The 22,084-nt window shown below is 72.6% G+C and carries 19 protein-coding genes; 4 read left to right on the top strand and 15 right to left on the bottom strand.

The genetic code is table 11. The features are described 5' to 3' along the window. Positions 1 to 1,191, top strand: a 1,191-nt coding sequence (locus tag PYV61_RS05030; protein WP_275828931.1) for a M20/M25/M40 family metallo-hydrolase, incomplete at its 5' end; no start/stop codon positions are given. Between the two features lie 69 nt (positions 1,192 to 1,260). Here the strand turns inward: PYV61_RS05030 and PYV61_RS05035 are convergent. Continuing rightward, on the bottom strand, positions 1,261 to 2,943 hold the full coding sequence (locus tag PYV61_RS05035) for a PQQ-binding-like beta-propeller repeat protein (protein WP_275828933.1): 1,683 nt from the start codon (positions 2,941 to 2,943) through the stop codon (positions 1,261 to 1,263). Positions 2,944 to 3,046: 103 nt separating this feature from the next. On the opposite strand from PYV61_RS05035, the gene PYV61_RS05040 reads away from it, so the two are divergent. Then, complete coding sequence (locus tag PYV61_RS05040) at positions 3,047 to 3,253, top strand: hypothetical protein (RefSeq protein ID WP_275828935.1); 207 nt, start codon at positions 3,047 to 3,049, stop codon at positions 3,251 to 3,253. Between the two features lie 381 nt (positions 3,254 to 3,634). Here PYV61_RS05040 and PYV61_RS05045 read toward each other — a convergent pair whose 3' ends face one another. From PYV61_RS05045 to PYV61_RS05110, 14 genes are all read right to left on the bottom strand, one after another. Then, positions 3,635 to 4,039 (bottom strand): PEP-CTERM sorting domain-containing protein, encoded by a 405-nt coding sequence (locus PYV61_RS05045; RefSeq protein ID WP_275828937.1) that lies wholly within the window; start codon positions 4,037 to 4,039, stop codon positions 3,635 to 3,637. Further along, positions 4,018 to 6,306 (bottom strand): recombinase family protein, encoded by a 2,289-nt coding sequence (locus tag PYV61_RS05050; RefSeq protein WP_275828939.1) that lies wholly within the window; start codon positions 6,304 to 6,306, stop codon positions 4,018 to 4,020. The genes PYV61_RS05045 and PYV61_RS05050 overlap by 22 nt, the downstream gene beginning before the upstream one ends. Next, positions 6,284 to 6,487 (bottom strand): hypothetical protein, encoded by a 204-nt coding sequence (locus tag PYV61_RS05055; protein WP_275828941.1) that lies wholly within the window; start codon positions 6,485 to 6,487, stop codon positions 6,284 to 6,286. The genes PYV61_RS05050 and PYV61_RS05055 overlap by 23 nt, the downstream gene beginning before the upstream one ends. A 20-nt stretch (positions 6,488 to 6,507) precedes the next feature. Continuing rightward, positions 6,508 to 6,750, bottom strand: coding sequence for a hypothetical protein (locus tag PYV61_RS05060; RefSeq protein ID WP_275828943.1), 243 nt, complete (start codon positions 6,748 to 6,750; stop codon positions 6,508 to 6,510). A 53-nt stretch (positions 6,751 to 6,803) separates the two neighbouring features. After that, entirely contained in the window at positions 6,804 to 7,178 is a 375-nt protein-coding gene (locus PYV61_RS05065) for a hypothetical protein (RefSeq protein ID WP_275828945.1), read from the bottom strand. A gap of 515 nt (positions 7,179 to 7,693) precedes the next feature. Beyond that, entirely contained in the window at positions 7,694 to 7,966 is a 273-nt protein-coding gene (locus tag PYV61_RS05070; protein WP_275828947.1) for a hypothetical protein, read from the bottom strand. 375 nt (positions 7,967 to 8,341) lie between these two features. Beyond that, positions 8,342 to 9,673, bottom strand: coding sequence for a hypothetical protein (locus PYV61_RS05075; protein ID WP_275828949.1), 1,332 nt, complete (start codon positions 9,671 to 9,673; stop codon positions 8,342 to 8,344). Positions 9,674 to 9,713: 40 nt separating this feature from the next. Then, a complete protein-coding gene (locus tag PYV61_RS05080; protein WP_275828951.1) occupies positions 9,714 to 10,679 on the bottom strand; it encodes a hypothetical protein in 966 nt (321 codons plus the stop codon). Between the two features lie 56 nt (positions 10,680 to 10,735). Next, positions 10,736 to 11,323 (bottom strand): hypothetical protein, encoded by a 588-nt coding sequence (locus PYV61_RS05085; RefSeq protein WP_275828953.1) that lies wholly within the window; start codon positions 11,321 to 11,323, stop codon positions 10,736 to 10,738. Further along, the gene (locus PYV61_RS05090; RefSeq protein WP_275828955.1) at positions 11,323 to 12,219 is read right to left on the bottom strand and encodes a site-specific integrase; all 897 of its coding nucleotides are present in this window, start codon (positions 12,217 to 12,219) and stop codon (positions 11,323 to 11,325) included. The genes PYV61_RS05085 and PYV61_RS05090 overlap by 1 nt, the downstream gene beginning before the upstream one ends. A 352-nt stretch (positions 12,220 to 12,571) precedes the next feature. Then, positions 12,572 to 13,327: a DUF2442 domain-containing protein gene (locus PYV61_RS05095; RefSeq protein ID WP_275828957.1), complete on the bottom strand. Its 756-nt coding sequence runs from the start codon at positions 13,325 to 13,327 to the stop codon at positions 12,572 to 12,574. Next, positions 13,317 to 13,574, bottom strand: coding sequence for a DUF4160 domain-containing protein (locus tag PYV61_RS05100; RefSeq protein ID WP_275828959.1), 258 nt, complete (start codon positions 13,572 to 13,574; stop codon positions 13,317 to 13,319). The genes PYV61_RS05095 and PYV61_RS05100 overlap by 11 nt, the downstream gene beginning before the upstream one ends. Before the next feature lie 708 nt (positions 13,575 to 14,282). Then, positions 14,283 to 16,019: a carboxypeptidase regulatory-like domain-containing protein gene (locus PYV61_RS05105; RefSeq protein WP_275828961.1), complete on the bottom strand. Its 1,737-nt coding sequence runs from the start codon at positions 16,017 to 16,019 to the stop codon at positions 14,283 to 14,285. 1,668 nt (positions 16,020 to 17,687) lie between these two features. Then, positions 17,688 to 17,906, bottom strand: a complete 219-nt coding sequence (locus PYV61_RS05110; protein ID WP_275828963.1) for a hypothetical protein — start codon at positions 17,904 to 17,906, stop codon at positions 17,688 to 17,690. Positions 17,907 to 18,255: 349 nt separating this feature from the next. Here PYV61_RS05110 and mutS point away from each other — a divergent pair, with 349 nt between their 5' ends. Both mutS and PYV61_RS05120 read left to right on the top strand, forming a co-directional pair. Beyond that, positions 18,256 to 20,997, top strand: a complete 2,742-nt coding sequence (gene mutS, locus PYV61_RS05115; RefSeq protein WP_275828965.1) for a DNA mismatch repair protein MutS — start codon at positions 18,256 to 18,258, stop codon at positions 20,995 to 20,997. Between the two features lie 2 nt (positions 20,998 to 20,999). Then, the gene (locus tag PYV61_RS05120) at positions 21,000 to 21,827 is read left to right on the top strand and encodes a glutaminyl-peptide cyclotransferase (RefSeq protein ID WP_275828967.1); all 828 of its coding nucleotides are present in this window, start codon (positions 21,000 to 21,002) and stop codon (positions 21,825 to 21,827) included. Positions 21,828 to 22,084 lie beyond the last annotated feature (257 nt).

Here is a 22,084-nt window from a genome sequence, read left to right on the forward strand (position 1 = left end):
CCCTCGCCGCCGCCGGCGGCCGCCCCCGCCCCGCTCGCGGCGCGCGCGCCGGCGCCGCGCGCCAGCGCGCCCGACGACGTGCGCACGCTCGTCGCCCGGCTCGACCTCGAGCGGTACAAGGCGACCATCAAGGGGCTGACGCAGTTCGGCGACCGGCGGCAGGGGACCGACCGCAACCGGCAGGCGCTCGACTGGATCGAGGCGCAGCTCAAGAGCTACGGCTGCACGAACACCGAGCGGCTGACGTACGAGTTCAACCCGCCGCAGCCCGCGAACGCCGCCGCGCCCGACCCGCGCCGCAACAAGCGCCTCCCCACCTCGGCGCCCGGTGGCGCGCGCCTGCGCGGCACCGTCGCCGGGATCGGCGTCAACAACGACTCGCTCGCGCAGCCGGACGCGCGGCTCCGCGCGCTGAACGCGCAGCCGAGCGCGCCGGGGCAGCGGCAGCAGGTGTGGTGCACGAAGGTGGGGAGCACGCGGCCGGACGAGATGTACATCGTCGGCGCGCACATGGACGGCATCGGCTGGGGCGAGGCCGCGAACGACGACGGGTCGGGGACGGCGCTGGTGATGGAGCTGGCGCGCGTCTTCAGCAGCCCCGACGTGCGGACCGACCGCTCGATCCGCTTCGTGCTCTGGAACAACGAGGAGACGGGGCTCAACGGCGCGCGCGCGTACGTCGCGCAGCGGGCCGCGCTGCAGGGGAAGGAGGAGCCGGCGGGGTCGGGGCGGTACCCGGAGCCCAAGTGGCTGGGGATGATCCAGCACGACATGATGCTGTTCGACCACGGGATGCCGCGCGCCGACGGGACGATGTCGCCGCAGCAGCGCCCCGAGGCGGACGTCAACATCGAGTTCCAGATGCAGTCGAAGATGGCGCAGGCGTCGTCGCAGCTGGCGTGGGCGCTCCACGCGGCGAACGGGAAGTACGCGACCGACTACCCGGCGACCGTCGGGCCGCACATGACGAACACGGACTCGACGCCGTTCCAGGACCTGATCCCGTCGATCTCGCTGCGCGAGAACGAGCGCGGGGCGCACGTCGGCGGCGGGTGGGACCCGCACTGGCACCAGCCGACGGACAGGTACGAGAACTTCTCGGACGCCGACTTCCGCCTCGGGCTGAACGCGGCGCAGACGACGCTCGGCGGGCTGGGGGTGCTGACGGGGGCGAAGCTGGTGAAGCGGTAGGACGAGGAACGGGAGCCCCGCGCGGGGCTCCCGTTCGTCCGTCCGGCGAAGTCGTGCGACGTCGGCGCCCTACCGGACCGAGATCGCCGCGACGCTCCCGCTCTGCTGGGCGATCAGCAGCACGCCCTGCGCGCTCAGCGCGAGCTGTCCGCCGGCGGGGTACGACCAGACCTGCCGCCGGGCGGAGAGGTCGAGGGCGTACGTGGCGCCGGTGGGCGCGAACGAGTCGCCCGCGGCGACGCTCACGAAGAGCAGATTGTCGGTGACGACGACCGGTCCGGCCGCCGCGCCGGCCGGCGGCACCCAGACCCAGAGCAGCGTCCCGTCGCCCTCTCGACGCGCCTCGACCTGCCGGTTGTTCACCACGTAGACGACGCCGTTGGCGACGGCCGCCGCGCCGCCGAAGCTGCCCGACTGGGCCCACGCGATCGCGCGCCGCTGCAGGTCCACCGAGATCAGGTTGGTGCTCGTGGCGACCAGCGCGTTCCCGAGCCCGCCCACCACCGGCGTCGCCGCGGTGAGTCGGTTGTCGCCGACCGTGTAGGCGGTCGCGCCGCTCGCCGCGTCGAGCGCCGCGAGCCCGCTGCCGGTGGGGACGAGCACCTGCCCGCCCGATGCGGCCGGACTCCACCCGTCCGCCCACACCGCCGGGCGCTCGTAGGCGATGGCGCCGGAGCGCGCGTCGAAGCGGTACATCCCGCCGTAGTAGCCGCCGGCGGAGAACACGCCGTCGCCGAGCACGAGCGGCGCCCCGTACTGCGACCACTGGTTGCCGTACGCGGTCCGGAAGCGCACCGCCCCGTCGCGTGCCGCGAGCCCCCACAGGAAGGAGTCCTGGTGGCCGCCGGTCATCACGAAGACCGTGCCGTTGTCGAAGGTCGGAGGATTCACCGAGTGGATCGCGCCGAAGTCGCGGGACCACACCACGGCGCCCGACTGCAGGTCGAGGGCGGCGAAGCGCTGGGCGCCGAAGTACGCGGTCGTCGTGACGTACGCCCTGCCGTCGCCGACGACCGGCTGGTGCAGGCGGATGCCCGAGGCCGCGGGCGCCACCCACCGCTCCTGGAACGTGACCGGGTCGAGCGTCGCCGCCACGTGTCCCGCGTGTCGGACGCCGCCCTGGAACGTCGTCCACTCGGCCGCGCGGCTCCAATCCGCGGTCGGTCGCGCGAGTGCGAGGAGTGTTGTCGTCGCCGACTTGCCGTCGCTCGTGGCGGTGATCGTCGCCTCACCCGGTGCGACGACCGACAGGCGTCCCGCGCTGTCGACCGTGACCGACTGCGGGTTCGAGCTGGTCCACGCCGCGGGGCGGCCGGTCAGCGTGTCGCCGTACGAATCGAGCATCACCGCGCCGAGCTGCCCGGACTGGCCCACGTAGAGCGCGCCCCCGACCAGTCCTCCGCGGAGCGTCACGCGACTGACGGGCGTGGTGAGCACCGCGTACGTCGCGCCGCGCACGACGGTGCCGCTGACCGTCTTGTTGGCTGTGTTGACTCGACTTCCCCGGATGACCACCCACCCCGAGGCGAAGAGTTGGTGCAGCTGGAGCCCGTTCTCGACCGCGCCGCTCGGAAGGCGCGCCGGGTCGTAGCGGATCGCGAGCGTGGCGGCGCGGTTGAACGCGAGCGTCTCGGGGCCGAGCTCGAACGCGGTGCCCGGGACGAGGTGCGGCGCCGTCGGCGCGTCGGGGGCGGGGCGCAGCAGCAGCGTAGTGGTCTGCGCGAGCGCCGCCCCCGGCGCCGTCACGGTCACCAGACCGCCGAGCAGGGACGCCGTGCCCCCGTCCGGTCCGAGCGGCGCACCGGCGCGGATGTCCAGACTCGTGGTGCCGCTTCCACCGCCGGGCCCACTGGCCGTGATCGTCACGCCGCCCGGGGCCAGTGCGGTCACGAGCCCGCCCGCGCTGACGGTCGCCACCGCCGCGTCGCTGCTGCGCCAGGTCAGCGTGGCGGTCGGCACCGTCACGCCGCTCGCGTTGAGGGGCGTCGCGATCAGCTGCACGGTGCTCCCGACGAGCACCGGCGCCGACGGCGCGCCGGCCACGACGACCGACGCCACCTGAACGGGCGGCGTCTCTCTGGTCGGCGCCGTCGAGTCCCCGCCGCAGGCCGTGGCCGCGGAGGCGAGCACCGACCAGACGAGTGCTGCACGCGAAGGACGGGGAGAACGGGATGACACGACGCGCGGCTCCGGCGGTGCGGGGGGATGGGGAACGGCAACCCGATATCTAAGGTTGCGAGCTCGTCCATGGGACCCGGACCGGACGCGACCCCGATTCCGGCTCGCATCCTTCCGCTCGGGTATCCTGGCCGCGCACCATCGCGGCGCCCCGTTGCGTGGCGCGCTCCCGCGAGCGCTGGTCGGAACGCAAAGGGGACCCCGACATCGGGTCCCCTCGCGTCTCGTGTCGCCGCCGCTCGCCTTCGTCGAGCCGTGCGTACCGTCAGGTCACGCGCCGCCGCGCCGCGACGCCGCCGACGGCCAGCAGCCCCGTGCCGAGCAGCAGCCAGGTGGACGGCTCGGGGACGACCGACGCGCCGCCGCCGACGCGGTCCAGGAGGAGCCCCGCCTGCCCCGGCCCGCCGAGGATCGCCGTCGGGTCGTTCGGGTCGGGGAGGAGCAGGGTGATCCCCAGCCAGTCGGGGGACCAGCCGGGGCCGAGGTCGGGCCCGAAGTGGCGGACGTCGCTGGCGAAGAACGTGTAGACGCCGGGGTTCAGCAGGAAGATCGGATTGAACATGCCCGCGAGCGCGAGGTCGCCCCGGAACTCGTCGGCGCCGGCGTACGGGCCGACGGCCGCGCGGCCGAACAGCTCGAGCCGGACATTCACCGAGAGCAGCGTCGGCATCGCGGGCCCCTGGGCGACGGCGGCCGTGCCGGTGCCGCACGCGAACGGCGTCGCGCCGAACGCCGGCAGCGTGAGGCAGCCGGCGTAGTCGTGCGTCGTGGTCGTCTGCGCCGACGCCGCGGCGGGACCGAGCGCGAGGGCGAGCAGGAGGCGGCGGACGGCGCGCGACATGGAACTCCGGAGGGCTCGGGTGGGGGCGGACGGGCCGGACGGCCGGCTGCAAGAATGCGCCCCCCGGCCCCCGCGGCACAGCCCACCCGGGCCCGGTTACCTTCCGACCATGCCGGCGACGGAGCAGGAAACCCCCCTGATGCAGCAGTGGCGGGCCGCCAAGGCGTCCAGCCAGGGCGCCATCGTGTTCGCGCGCGTGGGGGACTTCTACGAATAGAACCGCCGTTAGCCCCACCCGAGGCATCTGATCCGCTCGCGGGCGACGTCGGCGACGACGGGGCGGGCGGGGACGTACGAGGACCGCGGCGCGCGCCGCTGTCGCCCGAACCCGGGTCCGGGTCGGTGTCGGGCTTCGACGGATGCCGGCCGCTGGGCAGGCGCATTTCGACCGGCGCGTGCGGCGACGTCCTGAGCCAAACGAGCAAGGTTTTCTGGGTCACCGTGCCCTTCGTGCGGCCGGGTACCGTCGTGCACTTCAAGGCGAGCGCGTGCACCCACCAGTCGAACGTCCTCTCGACCGCCGCCAGGTCGCCGGCCGCCCAAGCCTTCTCGATCTGTAAGGTCTCGCACACCAGCCCGGCGACGCGGTCCCAGGCGCCGCCCGCCGTCGCCACACACGCCTCGGCCGCCGCCAGCTCGCGCTTGGCCTCCGCCACCTCGCGGTTCTTCGTGTCCACCCGGGCGAGGATCAGCGGCAGCGTTTCCGGCGACGCATGATCGAGGGCGGCCAGGTTCGCCTCCAGCGCGGCCTGCGCCGTCTTGACCGTAGCCCGCCACTCCTCGACCAGCGCCTCGGTCCGCTGCTTGTGCGCGCCGGCCTCGCTGAACAGCTCGCGCATGGCCTGCGACCAGCCCGGGCTCCCGACAGCGTCTACGACCGCCTCGCGCAGCGTCTGCTCGACGACGTCGGCGGGGATCATGTAGTGCTTGCACCCGGCGCCCCGCGCCCGCGCCTCGGTCTCGCGGTCCATGCGCTCCAGCTGTTCGTGCTGGTACTGACGCTGCGTCTGGCGTCCGCCGCCGTACTTCCGGCCGCCGAAGTATCGCCCGCCGCAGTGGGCGCAGGTCATGCCCCGGACCAAGTACCGCGACTCGGGGCGCCGCTCGCGCAGCCCGTCCTTCTGGTCGCGGCGCGCCAGCTCGGCCTGCACGCGGTCGAACAGGTCGGGGGCGATGATCGGCTTCCAGACGGCGGGGACCGTCACCTGGACACCGCCGATCATCCGTGTGACCACGCCGACCAGCGCCTTGTTCTCGTAAATCTCGCGCAGCCCCTTCCGTGTCCAGCGCGATGTGCCGCGCGCGGTGTTGACGTGCCGGTCGTAGTAGGCGACGACCACCGACCAGGGCTCGCCGCGCACGAGGAGCGCGGCGCCGTGCTCCCAGTGCCGCGCTTTCTCCTCGTTCCGGACCAGCACCACCTTGGCGCCCTGCTGCACGCGCTCGGCGGGGCGCACGGGCCGGCCGTCCTCGTCGCGCACGACGGCGCCCCGCTCGTCACGCTGCGCGTCGGCGAGGACGCGCCCGGTCCGCGCGTCGGCGCGGTCGCACGGGAACGGCGCGGCACCTGCCGACCAATAGCCGGCCCGCGCCGCGCTCTCTCGCCCGCGCATCGTGTTCTTCTTGATTACGCGGCTGTACTCGGACGCCTGCTCGGTCTGGATCGCGCCGATGATCCGATCGCCGATGTCGCTGCCCGTCGTCGGCTCGCTCAGGAACACCAGCTCCCAGCCCGCCTCGCCGAACGCGACCCGCTGCTTGTCGAACGCGAGCCAGTCGGTCTGCTCGGTGCCCGGGATGATCGCCCGGGCGAACCGCGAGCGGTCGTACATGATGATCGTCCCGGGTGCGGTCCGCGGCTGATGGTGCAGCCGGCAGAACGCGAGCATCTCTTGGAAGCCCGGCCGGTCGAACGTTCTGCCTGACTTCGAGTCGCGGAACACGCGCGCGATGGTATCGGGCGGGTACTTCACGTAGATGCGCTCGAGCTGTTGCTCGTGCGACAGCAACTGCGTTCCCTTGCCTTCCGACGATTTCCGCACGTACACGATGCGCGGTTGCGCGGGCAGGGTTTCACGCGCGGCTATCTGGAGCACTCGGGTGGGCATCCTCGGCTTCCATCTTTTCGGCGGTCGGCAGGAGGTGCGGGAACAAGGCGCGCGCGTAGGCCTCGAAGCGCGCGGCGTCCGTGGCGGCCCGGGCGGCGCGGCGCGCGGCGGCACGCGCGAGCAGTAGCTCTTGCTGTGCGGGCGTGAGGCCGCGGCGCCAGTCGACCATGGACGAGGTTCTGACCGGAGTCAACGGCCTTTTACGACCCGGCAGGCGGAGGCGCCCGGCCGCCACGTGAACGCGCGCGCGGCGCGGCTCTGCCAGGACGGATGGCCCGGGCGAGGAGGTCGGACCACCGCGCCGATCGCGCAAGAGGTTGCGACGATCGCCTCCTCGACGATCGCCTCCTCGACGATCGCCTCCTCGTCCACCATCCCCTTCTTGAGCACGAACACGTCGATCGGCTTCATGTTCTTCTGCACGAACAGCACGACGTCGCGCGGGTCCGGGGCTCGATCCCCCTAATCCCACGCGACGCGGCGTCCTAGTTCGTCTCTGCCTCCGGGCTGCGGTCTATCCCGTCGCCGTCGGCCAACGGGGGCTCGACCGGCGCGATCCCCGCGAAGACGTGCATCAGGGTGAGGTCCGCCCCGCGCACCGCCCACACCTCCTGGCCACGGCGGTGGAATCCGGCGCGTACGAGCCCGGCGCGCTCCAGGGTCAGCGCGTCGACGTTGTGCGGGAGCTTATTCAGCGCCAGGGTCAGCTGGATCTCGGACGGCGTGGCTCCGTCGAGCCCGCGCTGGTCTACGTAGTGACCGATCCCGTAGGTGGCGCGCTCGAAGACGGTGGGCGTCTTCGTGTGGGGCGTGGTGCGCGGCATCTCGTAGTACGGCTTCGCCTTCTTCCTGCTCCTCATCGGCAGCTCCATGTGGAGGTTCGCCGGATGGGGCGTTACCTTTAGGGCAAGGCAGCAGCCCCACACCGGCGCTTGTTCGGTGCGGCTCTGTCCGCGCCTGTTCGGTCCTCCCGCCCTCGAAAGTGAGCGGACCGGCAGGCGTCTTTTTTTTGGTCGTGGCTGCTGCTGACTACCTCCTTCGCTCTGGCTGTGCGGACCGACGAACACCGAAACGCGGAACGGCGACATCAACGGAGATCCCGCGGCTTGCGCCGTGGGTCCCTGCGTCGTTGTCGCCGTTCGGTGTCGGGAAGTTCCGGTGATTCTAGTTGGTGCCAGCTCGCGGCTCAAGAGGCGAACGCGAAATTCCTTGAGGCGTGAGCGTGTCCAGAAGTATGCACCACGCCTTACGGGATAGGCATCCTGTCAACTTGCGGCTAAGTCGTTTGAAGTTTTGTTCTAGCGTGGAGTGGTGAGCGCGCGCGCATCGCGATCGCCGAGCTACGTAGGGAAATGGGCGTTCGGCGGGATTGACATCAGGCGCCGCCATCCACGATTCCCCTACGCGAGGTGCGCAGCAGCGACGCGCCTTCGGCGGCAAGCGCTTCGATCAGGCGTGTGGGTCGGCACGCGCTCGCCGGGACGGTCCGGACCCAGCGCGCCGGGGCTGCCTGGTCGCCCCACTCTAGTTCGGCCGCCCGGCGCGCGGCACGCGCATTCGGAGCGCGCACGGTGCCGATCGCCCGGAGCGCGTCCGCGCTGCCGGTCTCGGCGAGCGTCAGGACGACGTAGGTCAGGTGGCGGGCCATGGTGGAGTCGGGGTGGGAGGGAGATCACGTCCGAGTGCGAAATCGTTCGATCGCGCACGGGAGGGGTGTCGCTGCGGCGCGCGGGGTGCGCAATCGGCCTGTGTGAAGCGTTCCCCTGGCAGCTCGGGTAACAGGATTCGAACCCCTAACCTCCGTTTTCTCGACGGGCGGTGGGCGTCGTCCTGAGATGCGTAGCTCAGTTGGTAGAGCGGTGGCTTCCCGTGCAGGAGGTAGTGGGTTCGAACCCCCACCACATCCTCGGCCGCCTCATCCTTAAATGCCGTGGAAGGATACGGCATGGCGGCTACGCGGGCGCCTCCGCTCCCGCCGATCGGGGCGCCGCCCGCTATGATACGGCCGCACGGCCGGATCGACTCAGACCGGCTGACGCGCGAGCCAGGCGGTCTCGGCGTCCCCAAAGCGGGGAGCCAGCCACTCCGTGTCGCCTTCCATGAGAGCGAACAGCATCCGCTCGCAGAGGTGCACCAGACGCTGGGTGCCTATGTGCGCGTGGTCCACGTCCGGGAAGAGGCCTTCGTGGACGAACAGGTTCCGCCGCTTGTACAGCGCGAGCAGGGCCGGCTCCAGCTCCGTGCCCCCGGGCCACAGGTCGTCCCAGCGTACCGCGGCGCGCGCGAACATGTCTGCTGCGCGCTTGCCCGCCGGCCGCTCGTCGGGCGCGTTTGTCGCCGTCAGCAAGGCCTCGACCGCCGTAAACGCGCTGGTGAAGCGGGACTCGAGGTGGACGGGCTCGCGCGCCGCCAACACGTAGACGATCGCCGCCCGCAGGGACCGGTGCTCCCGGCGCCGGTACGCCCCGAGCATGTGGTCGAGCGCGTCGGAGGGCATGCGGCCCGGTAGCACCATCAGACCATCGCGTGATCGGCGGGGGCGCGACGATCCGATGGTGCGCCGCCACTTGCTGACTTGGTAGTCAATCGTGCGGTCGCCTTCTCGCCGCACCCCGGTGAAGCGCATTCGGGTCCACCGCACGTAGCGCCGGCTCAGGAACGACAGCACGTCGAGCACGTCCGCGATCGCCTCGTCCACGGCGTGCATGACCACCATCGGGTCGGCCGCGCACACGTCATCAGCCACCACGAGGTGGAGCGCCGGGACGGGCACGCGCACGTCCGCCTCGACCCCGTCGATGTCCACGCGCTCCCACCGGTACTCGAGCGTAAGGCGGGCCACGCCGGCGGCCGTCGACAGGTTGTCGTCGGGCCGATCCTCGATCGTGCTCTCGGGGATGCGGGTGATCTCTCCCGACGTGCTCTTGACCACGGACTCAGGGCGCGGAACCGCGAGGCCTGTTGGCGTCAGGTAGATCGACACGTACTGCTCGGGCAGTGCCGCCGGATAGGGCTCGCAGTTGATCCGCACGTCCCACGCGAAGCCAGTCATGTGCGCGCCCGTCCACGTCCCGGCGTGCACCTCTGGCAGCAGCACGTCGTTCCCCCCGCTGTCCCGGCCCCGAAGGGTGAGCGGGGCCGCATCGTCGCCGTCGAGGACGGCGAGCCACGGCGCGTGCGCCGGCTCCGCCCGAGTGACCTCCAGGTCCCAGCGCTCGCTGGGGCGGTGCAAACTTCCGTCAATGAGGAAGGACACCGGCGCCGTCGCGTCGCCGCGCGCCAGGACGCCGTGTCCGCGCCGGCGTTCCCGGGGGAGCAAGTCGGCGTGGGCGCCAACCACGTACCGGTCGCTCATCGGTGGTCGGGCGGGAGGGTTGGGGATGACGCCCAGCTCCTCACCCCCACCCGCTCCGGGTCCCCGATCCCCTGCTGACGTTGGAAAGGATGCGATGGAGGTCGAGCGGCACCGTCGTGCGCTCAACCGACCGCCCCAAGACTGACTCCACCAGGTCCACCGCGTCTTTGTCGAGCTGCCACCCGGGCCGCACGTGGTCGCGCGGCAGGTCCGGCGCGGAAACGTGGACCTCGTGCACCACGCTGTGCAGCTCGCGCCGCGCGGCATCGTAGACCGCGGCCGGCAAGACGGGGTGGAGTGGTTCGCCCGACGGGGGGGTGGGCTGCGCGAACAGATCCAGCACGGCTCGACCGTGTTCGTCGATCCGGTCGAGCGCGTGCTGGATGGAACGCCGGCTCCGCTCCCGGAGGAATTCCTGTACCGTGCCTGCGGTGTCCGCGTGCAGCCGATACAGGTCCCCGCGTCCGACCACCGACATGGCCCGCTCCGCCAGCTGGTTCGAGGTGAGGAATTCCTGTGTCTCCCAGCTGCACTCGAGGGGTCGCGCCGCACCGCCAGGAGCGTTCAGGCTCTCGAGGAGTTCGAAGTGTTTGTCGGTACAGTGCCGCAGCAGGTCCATCGTCCGCACACGGCGTTCGGCACGCGCCGCCTCCGCCTTCTCGGCCGCCGCCCGCTCCTTGGCGAATTGCTCCCGCGCGGTGGCCGCCGTGCGTTCCGCGTCCGCACGGGCGCGCTCCCTCGCAGCTCCGTGGGCCTGGACCCGCCGCACAGCCCACGTCCCCCCGTACATCAGCAGCGCGGCACATGCGAGGGCGACGCAGAACAGCGCCAAGATGATCGGCGTCGAACCGAGGGCAGGCACTCGCGCCATCGCGCGCAGGTAGGGGCCGTGGAAGGCGGCAGCGGCGCCCCCGAACATCGCGGCCCCGAGGACGACCGTCCCGGCGGCACGTGGGGATTTGAACTGGTCGAGGATCGCCCCGAGGGTTTCGGCAATCTTGTCCACGGAAGCCGCAGAGTGGTGGTCGACGGACTAGGGTGCGCGCTCTCGCGTTCTGACGGTCAGTACGTGTTCCACCAGCTGCTGCTACTGCTGCCGCCGTCGGTCACGTCGCGCGGCTGTCGCCAGTTCTCCTGGGACTCGGGCGCCACGTAGCCCGGCGTACGCATATTGAACTTCTGGCACCCCTGGCAGACGGTGTAGCCGTTCCCCAGGTCCTGCAGCGGGATCGCGTGCCGCTGCTGTCCCCAGCATACAGGGCAGAACGGCCCGGCCTCGCGCACTCCGTTGCGGTAGCGCCAGTACACCAGCCCCTCCAGGCGCATCTCCTCGCGCGTCGCGGCGGCCGCGCGTGCGGCCTCGCCGGCGGCCGCCAGCTCCCGGCGCAAGCCTTCCAGCTCGCGCCGTACGGCCTCCAGCTCGTGCCGCAGCGCCGCCGCTTCGGCGAGTGCGGTGTCCCGGTTGCGCACAGCCGCGCGCTCGGCGGCGCGCGCCTCGTCCAGGTCTTGCTGGACCGCCTGCAGGTCGTTCGTCAGTGCCACCTCCCGCTGCCGCTGGGGGAGCGCGTCGACGCCCCGCTGCATCGTGCGCACGTGCTTGGCCGCCTGCCAGCCGTACTTGATCGCCATCCACCACGTAACGTCAGGCATCAGAGCAGCCCCGCGCCCGCGTGGTCCCGGAAGTCGTCGGCCCGGCGGATATAACCGAGCAACGTGTCGACGCGGCGGTGGCGGCTGACCGCCATCAGGCGGTCGAGCGGCTTCCCGCGCTCGGCGGCGCTGGTCAAGAACCCCGCGCGCAACGAGTGGCCGGCGAACGCGTCGGGGTCGAGCCCCGCCCGCTCGGCGTAGTGCTTCACGATGCGCGCGACGCTGAACGGCGCGAGGCGCCCGTCGAGCACGCGCCCGCCCTTGCTAACCGGGCGGAACACCGCGCCCTCGGTAATGCCGGCGGCGGCGAGCCACGCCCGCACGGCGGCCACGGGGCAGGCGTCGCGGCCGCGCACGATCGCCACCACGGCGCCCTCGCCCTCCTGGTCGGTCTTGCCGCGCCGCACCAGCACGCGCAGCCCGTCGGCTGCCTCCTCCAGGTCCGCCACGTCGAGCGCCACCAGCTCGCTGCGGCGGAACGCGCCGGCGAAGCCGAGCAACAGCAGCGCGCGGTCGCGCTTCCCGGTGAGCGTCGTCGGGCAGTGGGCGGTCATCGCCACCAGGCGCTCGACGGTCGCCGGCGACTTCTTGTCGGCGCGCGTCCCGTGCTCGCGCCGGATGCCGTGCACGACGCGCCGGACGACGGCGGCCGTGGTGGGGGGCTCGAGCTGCACCGCGGTGTGCGCAGCCCGGATCGCGGCGAGCCGCCGGCCGATGGTCGACGGCTTGCGGCCACGCTTCGCCTCGTCGGCGATGTGGACCGCCACCGTCTCGGGGAGGGCAGGGATGGGGCAGAGCCCCCGGGGCTCACACCAGGCGACGAACACCCGCCAGTCGGCCGCGTAGGCGCGCAGCGTCGCCGGCGCCACCGCGCGATCGGCGTAGTCGTAGGCCACCGCCAGCTCGTCCGCCCGGAAGAGCGGTCGGGGCGGGGCGATGCCGCCAGTCGCCGAAGAGACCGGGACCGGCAACACCGTCTCCGACGGCGCCGAGGTGTCGACCGGGGTGTGCGGGGCGCTGGCACTCACCGTCTGCTCCCTCCGACCTGCGGGTCCGCGGGCTTGGCGGCCTCTGCCGTGTGGCCCCCTAGGCTTTGGTGCGAGAAGGACAGTTATCGCACACAACGCCAAGATGGGGTCGACGAGCCTTTTTGTCCATATCGGGACGCGACGGCTCCTAATGTCCACAGCAACACGACCCCAGCCCGGTAGAGAGGGCTGGGGTCGTGCGCAGCGGGCTCGGCGTCGTTCAGCTGTTCTTCGGGCCTTTCGCCGGCTGGTCGGCCACTGACCTGTTCTTGGCCTCTGCCGTGTTCTTCATGACCACCCGTTTGGTGCCACCCTTGATGACGCCGCCTTTGACAACGACGACCTTGGTGCCCTTCGCGAGCGCCTGCTCGATCACGCGTTCGGCGGCGACCACCGACCTGTCGTTCGCCTCCTTGGCCGGCACGATCTCGACGTCCGCCGCCCGGCGCCGGAACCAGAAGCGACGGCGACGGGGCCCCGCGGCCGCGCGCGCGGCCAAGCGCGCAGCCTCTTCGAGCTGCCACCGCATCGCGTCCTCCGGATTCGTCGTGCTGGGCTTTCGGGGGCGCCCACCCTTGGCGCCATTCGCGCGCGCGGCTTCGGCCTTGGCCGCGCTGCGCACGCTCCCCGCCTGTGCTGCCGCGGCCTGCGCGAGCGCGCGGTCGCCGAACACCAGGCGCGCCAAGCCGGCGACGGTGAGGTCTACGTCGAGATCGTCCCAGCTCAGGCCCACGCCCGCCGGCCCGACCTCGACCGCGGCGATCTGCGCGTCGGTCGCGTCGGCCAGCTCGGGCAAGTGCGCGATCGGAACCACGAATCCCGCGCCGTTGGTGAGCCCGACCACGAGCAGGCGGGTGGCGGGATCGAAGTGCGCCGTTGCCGCGTGCGGCTCCGTCGCTTGGGCGTGCTGAGCCCGACCGCGCGCCTCGGCGATCTGTGCGACGATCTCCTCGTCGGTCAGGGGCTTAGTTGCCATGGATTCTCTCCCATGCGGCGCGGATCGCCGCCTCGTGTTGCTCTACTAACCGCACGGCCTGAATGACCGTCGCGTTGTCGACCCCGCCGTGCACCTCCCACACCTTGAGTGGGTTGTCCGGCAGGGCCAGCCGGATCTTTACCAGTCCGGTCTTGCCGACGTGCACGTGGACGTGAGGAGGGGGGTGCTCTCGGGGCGGACCCAGCACTTTCACGACGAAGGGGTCCTCCTTCACGATGGTTGGCATCGGGCGATGATAACCCAAGAGTTGGGTTTTGTGCCACTATCCGCCCGATAGCGGCAGCCGAGCGACACGGCGGCTATCCCCCTCCGCCCGACCGGCCACTCGCCGGCACGTGTCAGGTATCCAAACCCGTATCACTGGCGGGCTCCCCGCCAACGTGGTACGGCGGCGGGAGGACCGGCGGCGCCACGAGCCAGGCGCGCGGCCGCTCCGCCCAGGCGAGCGCTGAAGGCGTGGAGGGGTCGTCGGCGTTGCGCAACGCCAGGACGCGGATGAGCCGCATCAAAGTCGCCCGGTCCTCCACCATGGTGATCGCGCGCACCAAGTGGCGTTCCCGCTGGAGACGAACGGCCCGACCCGCTCGGTGAGCAGGGCGCGGTGGGTCGTCGCTGGTGTCATGGGCCGCCGCCCGCCGCGCGGGTGCCATGGGGGATCGACTGTGGCGCACACTGCAGCTCCCCCGTCGTGCCGGGCAGCGTGCCCGGGTCGCGCCCCAGCGGACGCCGCTGGCCGCCGCTGGCCGCCGCGTCTCACGTCGAGCGAGGCGCGGCCGGCCGGCGCCAATGGACGGATGCCTCAGGGGCCGGCGGCGGTCCGCGTAGTCGTTGCGCGCGCTCGCGGCCGCCCTAGAGCAAGCAGACGTTCTAACGGCTGACTACGGTCATGCGCATCTCGGCACCCTGCCCTCGTCCGACGTTGCCGTCGCTCTAGTTACGGCCGTGGTGGGACCCGCCCGGGCACCGGCACCGAGATCGGCGCTGGGCCCTGCTCTCGCTCCGGATCCGACTGCGACGACTGCCGCCCCATCTCGAGCACCGAGACGCCGAACGGCTGCGTGGCGACGTACCACGGGTCGACCGCGACGACGCGCACGCGCGTGTTCGGCGGGACGCCGCAGACGTGGAAATGCCCGCGGGCGTCGGTCACGGTCCGACGCGACTCCAGCGGCGTCGAGATCGCCCACTCGGTCCCGCCGTCCTTCGGCCACGTCACCGACACGTCGCGCGCCCGGAGCGGACGGGAATAGTCGAGCACCGTGCGGTAGCCGACGCGGCGGACGTCCCACAGCGCGCCGGTGACCACCGCGCCCGCGCTGTCGGCCAGCGCGCCGCAGAGCGCGCGGCGCACCGTCGCCCCCGAGGGCAGGCCGACCGTCAGCATCGACTCCCGCCCGAGGGCGACGGGCACGCCCACCCGCGCCGGCACGCCGAGGGCGGCGAGGCGCGGATGCGCGATGCGCAGGCGCACCGAGTCGTGCGCCGGCAGCTCCATGCGGAAGTTGCCGTAGATGTCGGTGATCGACGCGTAGCCGGTCCCCTCGGCCTCGACGCGGGCGCCGATCACGGGGAAGTGCCCGGTCGTGCTGTCGGTGACGAGGCCGACGATCCGCGCGACGTTAGGCGGCACCTCGGGCAGGTCGCCCTCGAGGAGCGTGCGCCCGCCGACCTCGCGCATGCCGGCGTAGTCGTAGGTGCCGCGCTCCAAGCCCTCCTCGTAGGCGGGCATGCGCAGCCGCCACCCGTCGACGAACCAGGTGCCGGTCGGGAGGCGCCCGAAGCCCACGCGGCCGCCCGGGGCGTGGCGCTGCAGCATCTCGCCGAGGCCGACGTAGGCGAACTCCAGCTCGCGCAGTTCGCCCGTCGGGCCGTCGAGCCAGAGCGTGCCGCGGATGTCGGGGACCGGGCGGCCACCGCGCCGCACGGGCTCGAAGGCGAGGCCGAGCTGCGCCCCCCGCTCGGGCGGCGCGGCGACCACGCGCATGCAGTGCGACTCGACGAACGCGTCGCTCACCAGCGTGCGCGCGTCGGGGCCGTGGAACTCGATCATGCCGACGGTGTCGGTCGCCGAGCGCACCCAGCCGCTCCGCTGCAGCTCCGCCGGGTCGGCGCTCTCGAACAGGCGGACGCCGGTCGGGTCGATCGTGCGCAGCTCCCCGAGCAGCGCGACGCCGTCGCCGTCGAGGGTGCGCTCGACTCGCTCGAGGGAGAAGGGGACGCGCCGCGTGTCCATCGCCAGCGCCGCCCCCTCCAGCGCCTGCCGCACGCCCGTCCACAGTTCGGCGGCGCGCGAGCCCTCCTCGGGGCGCACGCGGCAGCGCTCGCGCGCGTTCACCCGCACGGCGGCGAGCCGCTGGGCGCGCGCGAGGGTGAGGACGACCCTCGCCGTGTCGCCGGCCGCCAGCGCGAGCGGTTCCGAGAGCGCGGTCCGCTGGCCCACGCGCTCCGCGCGCACGCGCCAGGTGCCGGCAGCGGGGGCGCGGAGCACGAAGCCGCCGTCGTCGCCCGAGAGCGTGCCGCCCACGCTCCGCCCCGATGCGTCGACCAGTGCGACAACAGCGCTCGCCAGCGGCGCGCCGGCGACGTCGAGCGTGCGGCCGCGCACGACCTGGGTGTGCGCCGCGGCGGGGACGAGTGCAGCGACTGCGGCGAGGCGACGCGGAGAGATCATCCGGCTCCGGGGCCGAGAACGAATGCTGAGCCGCGGCGTCGCGGCGACCAAGCGACCGATGCAAGAAGGTGCGCTCCGAATCAATCCCGGGCAACGGGCCGTTCTGCGCGGCCGCCGCCCGACAGGTGCAACGCCACTTTAGCCGGCGCCCCCAGTGAGCCCACCCAGCGGGCACCGTTCGGTTGCGCTGGTGGTCGCCGCACTCTTACTCCAGTCGACGCTGTTGGTTGTACGCGACGGGCCGGCTGGTCTGGGGCAGGCGCCTTGAGTCGGTCGGTGCGCCGGCGTGTTCCGGCGCGCCTCGGGCGCCCCCGTAGCCCCCAAAAACACGCAACAACCTGCAACGCCGTCGACAAGTTTGCGCCGCCTACGCGGGGTTGCCGTCGTCTCGCGCCACTGCGGCGGTGCGTTGATCGTGCGAGAGCCCCGGCAACGGGTTTTGCAGTGGTCATCGCCGATCTGCCTGTCATCTTGCACTCCGAGGTCGCCACGGCGCTGACCAAGTCGTGCGCGGGAAAGGCGTTCTGCCCCGGGGGCACTTCGGGTTCGCACGTAACTTTTCCGGTCGCACCCCCCGGGGGAGTCGAGGACCAGTGCTGGTTAACGGCGGCACCCGCCCGGACGGCTGGAGCGTCCCGGTGCGCCGGAATCCGCAGTTGCTAAGGTGTTTACCCTCCGCGCGCGCGTCCTCGACGTCGGGGGTGGCGACGATCGCGACCGCCACGATGCCCGCGGGGTGGGCGTGTCGGTGTGGCCGGCGGGGGCTCGGGGAACCAGAAGGACCACTCGAAGTCGTCTCGGGCCAGCTGCTTGACTACGTATGTCTCGGCTCCGCCCGCCGGACGGTACGCCTCGGCGCGCACGTCCCACGTCTTGCCGAGGGCGCGCTCGAGCCACGACTGCGTTAGGCCTGGGGCTCCGCCGAGCAGCACGTGTCCGTGGGGCCGCCCGAACATGTCGCCGTGCTCGACGACGTACACGTACGGGACTGGTCCGCCGGCGCGCGACGCAGCCATCTCAACGAGGCACTCCATCGCGCGGCGGACGTAGTCGTCCTGGGCGCGCCCCAAGCGTGAGGCGGTCACCCACCAGGCGAATTGGGCTCGGTCTGCGGCCCATGCCGCGATCGCCGCGCGTACCTCGCCGACGCGGTCCTCCTGCGTGCTGTTCATCGTCTAGCTCGTGGCCACGTTCGTGATCCCGTTGTGCGTCATGGTCACCTTCACCAGCACGCGCTCTCGTCCCTCCAGCACCACCCCCCGCTGTGGCCCCGGAACCCTCCGAACTAGTCGCCGAGCCCCGGTGGCCCACCGGGAGGCGCGCTCGTGATGCGCGGGGCGCAAGGCAGCCTCTCCCCCGGTGACCGGTGCTCCGGCGCTGGGGCGCGCCCGGGCGGCGCGCTTACCAGCTTGTCGACGTCCACCGTTACCGGTGGTGCCCGGCTCCCCTCGATCGCTGACTACTCCCGGCGGACCCACCCGAGCGGTACTAGCTCGCGCTCGACGAGGTACTCGACCCGCGCGGCGTCGAGGCCGTACTCGGTGGCGATCGCCGCGATCCGCGCTGTCGTCAGCACCGGGGTGTCGCACTCCTCGACGACGAGCTGCAGGACGTGTCGCCCCCACGGCGACAGGCGAACGCGTGTGCTCCGCTTGCTGGTCGCTGTGGTCACCGCGGGGCCCCGCCATGACGGTGCAGCAGCAGCCGGTCCGCATCGGTCCGCGTGACGTACCAGCGTCCCCGGATGCGTCGTGCCGGGATCTCGCCGGCGATCAACGCGTTGAGCGCCTCGGCATATGTCCGGTAGCCCCACGCGCGGGCGAACTCGATCAGCGTCATCATCGGGCCGTCCTGGTCCTCGAGGGGTCCCCGCTCCTCGTCAGCCATCACTCGCTCCTCCTCGCCTGGTCCGGTAAAGACGGCGACGCGACGCTCCTCGACCCCTCACTTCAGCGGTAGGATCCCGGCCATTGGGTCGGGTAGTACGTCGTCGGGACGTCACGTCGTGTCGGTCCGCCACCCGCGGGTGGCGTCGGCCTTCCTTTGTTCAAGAGGGATGGAGCTTTCTCTCTATCTTCGGGAGCCCCAAAGGCGCCTTTCTGGTGGCCGCCCGGCCAGGCCGGATGGCGGGGGGCCGGGACGCGCTATCTTTCGGGTTGGGGCCCCTCCACACCCCCGCGCGCCCGGCGCCCGCTCGGGAGCGGCACCTCGATCAGGCGCAGGTCGTCAGCAGCCCATGGCCGTAGCGGTAAGCCCGGACACCCCGGTGATGGCGCAGTGGCGCACCCTGAAGGCGAAGAGCCCGGGGGCGATCCTGTGGTTTCGCTTAGGGGACTTCTACGAGATGTTCTACGAGGACGCCGAGCTGGCCTCGCGCGTCCTCGGCCTCACCCTCACCAGCCGCAACAACGGCGGCGCCGCCGAGGTGCCGCTCGCCGGGATCCCGGTCAAGGCGTGCGCCGAGTACCTGCGCCGCCTCGTCTCGCGCGGCTACCGCGTCGCCATCTGCGAGCAGGTCGAGGACCCGAAGCTCGCCAAGGGGATCGTGCGCCGCGAGGTGATCGAGACGATCACCCCCGGCGCCGCCTTCGCCGACGACCTGCTCGACGGCACGCGCCACAACTTCCTGTGCGCGCTGGCCGCGCACGGCGAGCAGGTGGGGATCGCCGCCGCCGACGTCTCGACCGGCGAGTTCCGCGTGGCCGTCGCGCCGCGCCGCGACGCCGACGCCTGGCTCGCCCGCCTCGCCCCGCGCGAGCTGCTGCTGGCGAAGGGGAACGACCCGGGCGCGCTCGGCGCGCTCGACGGCGTGCTCGTGACCGAGCGCGAGGCGTGGGAGTTCGACCCGTCGCTGGCCGGCGACGACCTGCGGCGGCAGTTCGCCGTGCACTCGCTCGAGGGGTTCGGGCTCGGCGCCGAGGACGCGCCGGCCGTCGGCGCGGCGGGGGCGCTGCTGCGCTACCTGCGCGAGCTGCAGCCCGGCGGGCTCCCGCACCTGCAGCGCCCCGCCGTCGAGCGCGCGGGCGGCACGATGCCGCTCGACGAGATGACGCGCCGCAACCTCGAGCTGGTCGAGTCGCTGCGCCCCGGCGCCGACGGCGACCGCGCGGGGACGCTGCTCGGGGTCCTCGACCGCACGCAGACGCCGATGGGCGCGCGCCTGCTCCGCCAGTGGCTGCTCGCGCCGCTGGTCGGGAAGGACGCGATCGACGCCCGCCTCGACGCCGTCTCGGCGATCGCCGCCGACGCGCTGGCGCGCGAGCAGCTGCGCGAGGCGCTGGACGGCGTGCGCGACGTGGAGCGGCTCGCGTCCAAGGCCGCGGCGGGGCGCGCGACGCCGCGCGAGCTGCGGGCGCTGGGGGATTCGCTGGGGCGACTGCCGGCGGTCGCGGAGGCGCTGAAGCGCCTCATGAGCGTCGAGCGTGGAGCGTCGAGCGTCGAGCGGACTCCCTCGACGCTCGACGCTCCACGCTCGACGCTCGGCCGCCTCGCCGACGTCGCCGCGCGCTGGGACGACTGCGGCACGCTGTGCTCAGCGATCACGGAGGCCCTCGTCGCCCGCCCGCCGCTGCAGCTCGGCGACGAGCCCACCATCGCGCCCGGGCACGACCCCGAGCTCGACGACCTGTGCGCGCTGCGCGACGGCGGCAAGGATTCCATCGCCGAGATCCAGGCCGCCGAGCGCGCGCGCACCGGGATCCAGTCGCTGAAGGTCGGCTTCAACAGGGTCTTCGGCTACTACCTCGAGATCTCCAACGCGCACCGCGAGCGGGTTCCCGCCGACTACCAGCGGCGGCAGACGCTCAGCGGCGGGGAGCGCTACGTCACCCCCGCGCTCAAGGAGTACGAGGAGAAGGTGCTGGGCGCCGCCGAGCGGATCGAGGCGCGCGAGCGGGCGCTGTTCGAGGCGCTGCGCACGCGGGCCGGCGGCGAGGTGGCGCGGCTGCAGGCGGTCGCGGCGCGGCTGGCGGAGCTCGACGTGCTGGCGGCGCTCGCCGAGGTCGCGGAGCGCGAGGGGTACGTGCGCCCGCTGCTCACCGACGGCTTCGACCTCGACGTCGTCGGCGGCCGCCACCCGGTGGTCGAGCGGATGATGGCGCGCGAGAAGTTCATCCCCAACGACGTGCGCCTCGTCGAGGAGTCGCGCCTCGTCATCCTCACCGGCCCGAACATGGCCGGCAAGAGCACCATCCTGCGCCAGGTCGGGCTGATCCAGCTCATGGCGCAGGTGGGGAGCTTCGTGCCGGCGACGCGCGCGACGCTCGGCCTCGTCGACCGGCTGTTCACGCGCGTCGGCGCCAGCGACAACCTCGTGCGCGGGCAGTCGACCTTCATGGTCGAGATGACCGAGACGAGCGCGATCCTCAACACCGCCACCCGCCGCTCGCTCGTGCTGCTCGACGAGATCGGGCGCGGCACGTCGACGTACGACGGCGTGTCGATCGCGTGGAGCGTGAGCGAGCACCTGCACGACCGCGTCGGCTGCAAGACGATCTTCGCCACGCACTACCACGAGCTGGTGGCGCTGGCCGACGAGCTCCCCGCGGTGCGCAACATGACCGTCGCGGTGCGCGAGGTCGGCGACCAGGTGCTCTTCCTGCACCGCCTCGTCGACGGCGGCGCCGACCGCTCGTACGGCATCGAGGTCGGGCGGCTGGCCGGGCTGCCGGCGCCGGTGCTGGCGCGGGCGAAGGAGGTGCTGGCGCTGCTCGAGGGGGAGGGGGCGCAGATGGCGAGCGCGCTGAACGAGGAGGGAGCGTCGAGCGTCGAGCGTCGAGCGCCTCGTCGCCCCCCTCGACGCTCGACGCTCGACGCTCGACGCCCGGCAGCCGATCAGCTGGCGCTGTTCGGCTTCGCGGAGCCCCCCCCCCCGCACCCCGTCGTCGTCGCCCTGCAGCAGCTCGACCCCGATCATCTGACTCCCATGCAGGCGCTCGAGCTCCTCGCGCGCCTCGCCGCCGACGCCAAGCGCCCGTGACCATGCTTCGCCGCGCCTCCGCGCTCCTGATCCTCGCCACGGCCTGCGGCGGCGAGTCCTCGCGCCCCGTCGACACCGCGCAGGCGCCCGCGACGCCGTCGACGCCGGCCCCCGCGCCGACGCCGACCTCCGGCACGCCGACCGTGCGCGGCGTCGTCGTGCAGCGCTACCCGCACGACACCAGCGCCTTCACGCAGGGGCTCTTCTTCGTCGACGGGCAGATGTACGAGACGACGGGGATGGAGGGGACCTCCGAGCTGCGGAAGGTCGACTACCGCACGGGGCTCGTGCAGCAGCGGCGCGGGATCCCCGCCCCGTACTTCGGCGAGGGGAGCGTCGCGCTCGGCGGGCGCCTCTACCAGCTCACCTGGAAGTCGCAGCGCGCGTTCGTGTACGACCTCGCGACCTTCCAGCCGCGCGACACGCTGTCGTACCGCGGCGAGGGGTGGGGGCTGACCACCGACGGGACCGCGCTCTACATGAGCGACGGGAGCGACAGCCTGCGCGTGCTCGACCCGCGCACCTTCGCGGTGCGCCGCGTCATCAAGGTGCGCGACGGCGGCTCGCCGGTGTCGCAGCTCAACGAGCTCGAATGGGTGGACGGGCAGATCCTCGCCAACATCTGGCAGGGGGAGCTGCTCGCGCGCATCGACCCCGCGACGGGGAGCGTCGTCGGCTGGGTCGACCTGCAGGGGATCCTGCCGACGTCGCAGCGCACCGGGAAGGAGGACGTCCTGAACGGGATCGCGTACGACACCACGACGAAGAAGCTGTTCGTGACCGGCAAGTGGTGGCCGACGCTGTTCGAGATCCGGCTCGAGCCGCGGTGAGGCGTCCGGCGCGTCGCTGACGCGCCGTTCATGCGCGCGGCGCGTCGCGATTGCTTGACGCGACCGCGCGGCGACCGCATCGTTGGGCCCGCGCACGGACGTCATGCCCGTGCGCACTCCCCCCGACGACCGCCTCCCGTGCGACCCCCCGCCCTCCTCCCCCGCGCGGTGGTGCGCGGCGCCGCCGTCGCCCTCGCCTCCGGCTGCGCGTCGCGCACGCCGTCCGCCCCGCCCCCCGCGTCGCCCGACGTCGGCGT

The organism is Roseisolibacter sp. H3M3-2 (assembly GCF_029211165.1).
Lineage (GTDB): Bacteria > Gemmatimonadota > Gemmatimonadetes > Gemmatimonadales > Gemmatimonadaceae > Roseisolibacter.

Coding starts and splice junctions, on each gene's coding strand:
- PYV61_RS05045 (WP_275828937.1), bottom strand. CDS start 4,039: ATGCCGACGCTGCTCTCGGTGAATGTCCGGCTCGAGCTGTTCGGCCGC.
- PYV61_RS05055 (WP_275828941.1), bottom strand. CDS start 6,487: ATGGTCGACTGGCGCCGCGGCCTCACGCCCGCACAGCAAGAGCTACTG.
- PYV61_RS05065 (WP_275828945.1), bottom strand. CDS start 7,178: ATGAGGAGCAGGAAGAAGGCGAAGCCGTACTACGAGATGCCGCGCACC.
- PYV61_RS05070 (WP_275828947.1), bottom strand. CDS start 7,966: ATGGCCCGCCACCTGACCTACGTCGTCCTGACGCTCGCCGAGACCGGC.
- PYV61_RS05075 (WP_275828949.1), bottom strand. CDS start 9,673: ATGAGCGACCGGTACGTGGTTGGCGCCCACGCCGACTTGCTCCCCCGG.
- PYV61_RS05085 (WP_275828953.1), bottom strand. CDS start 11,323: ATGCCTGACGTTACGTGGTGGATGGCGATCAAGTACGGCTGGCAGGCG.
- PYV61_RS05095 (WP_275828957.1), bottom strand. CDS start 13,327: ATGGCAACTAAGCCCCTGACCGACGAGGAGATCGTCGCACAGATCGCC.
- PYV61_RS05100 (WP_275828959.1), bottom strand. CDS start 13,574: ATGCCAACCATCGTGAAGGAGGACCCCTTCGTCGTGAAAGTGCTGGGT.
- PYV61_RS05105 (WP_275828961.1), bottom strand. CDS start 16,019: ATGATCTCTCCGCGTCGCCTCGCCGCAGTCGCTGCACTCGTCCCCGCC.
- PYV61_RS05110 (WP_275828963.1), bottom strand. CDS start 17,906: ATGGCTGACGAGGAGCGGGGACCCCTCGAGGACCAGGACGGCCCGATG.
- mutS (WP_275828965.1), top strand. CDS start 18,256: ATGGCCGTAGCGGTAAGCCCGGACACCCCGGTGATGGCGCAGTGGCGC.
- PYV61_RS05120 (WP_275828967.1), top strand. CDS start 21,000: ATGCTTCGCCGCGCCTCCGCGCTCCTGATCCTCGCCACGGCCTGCGGC.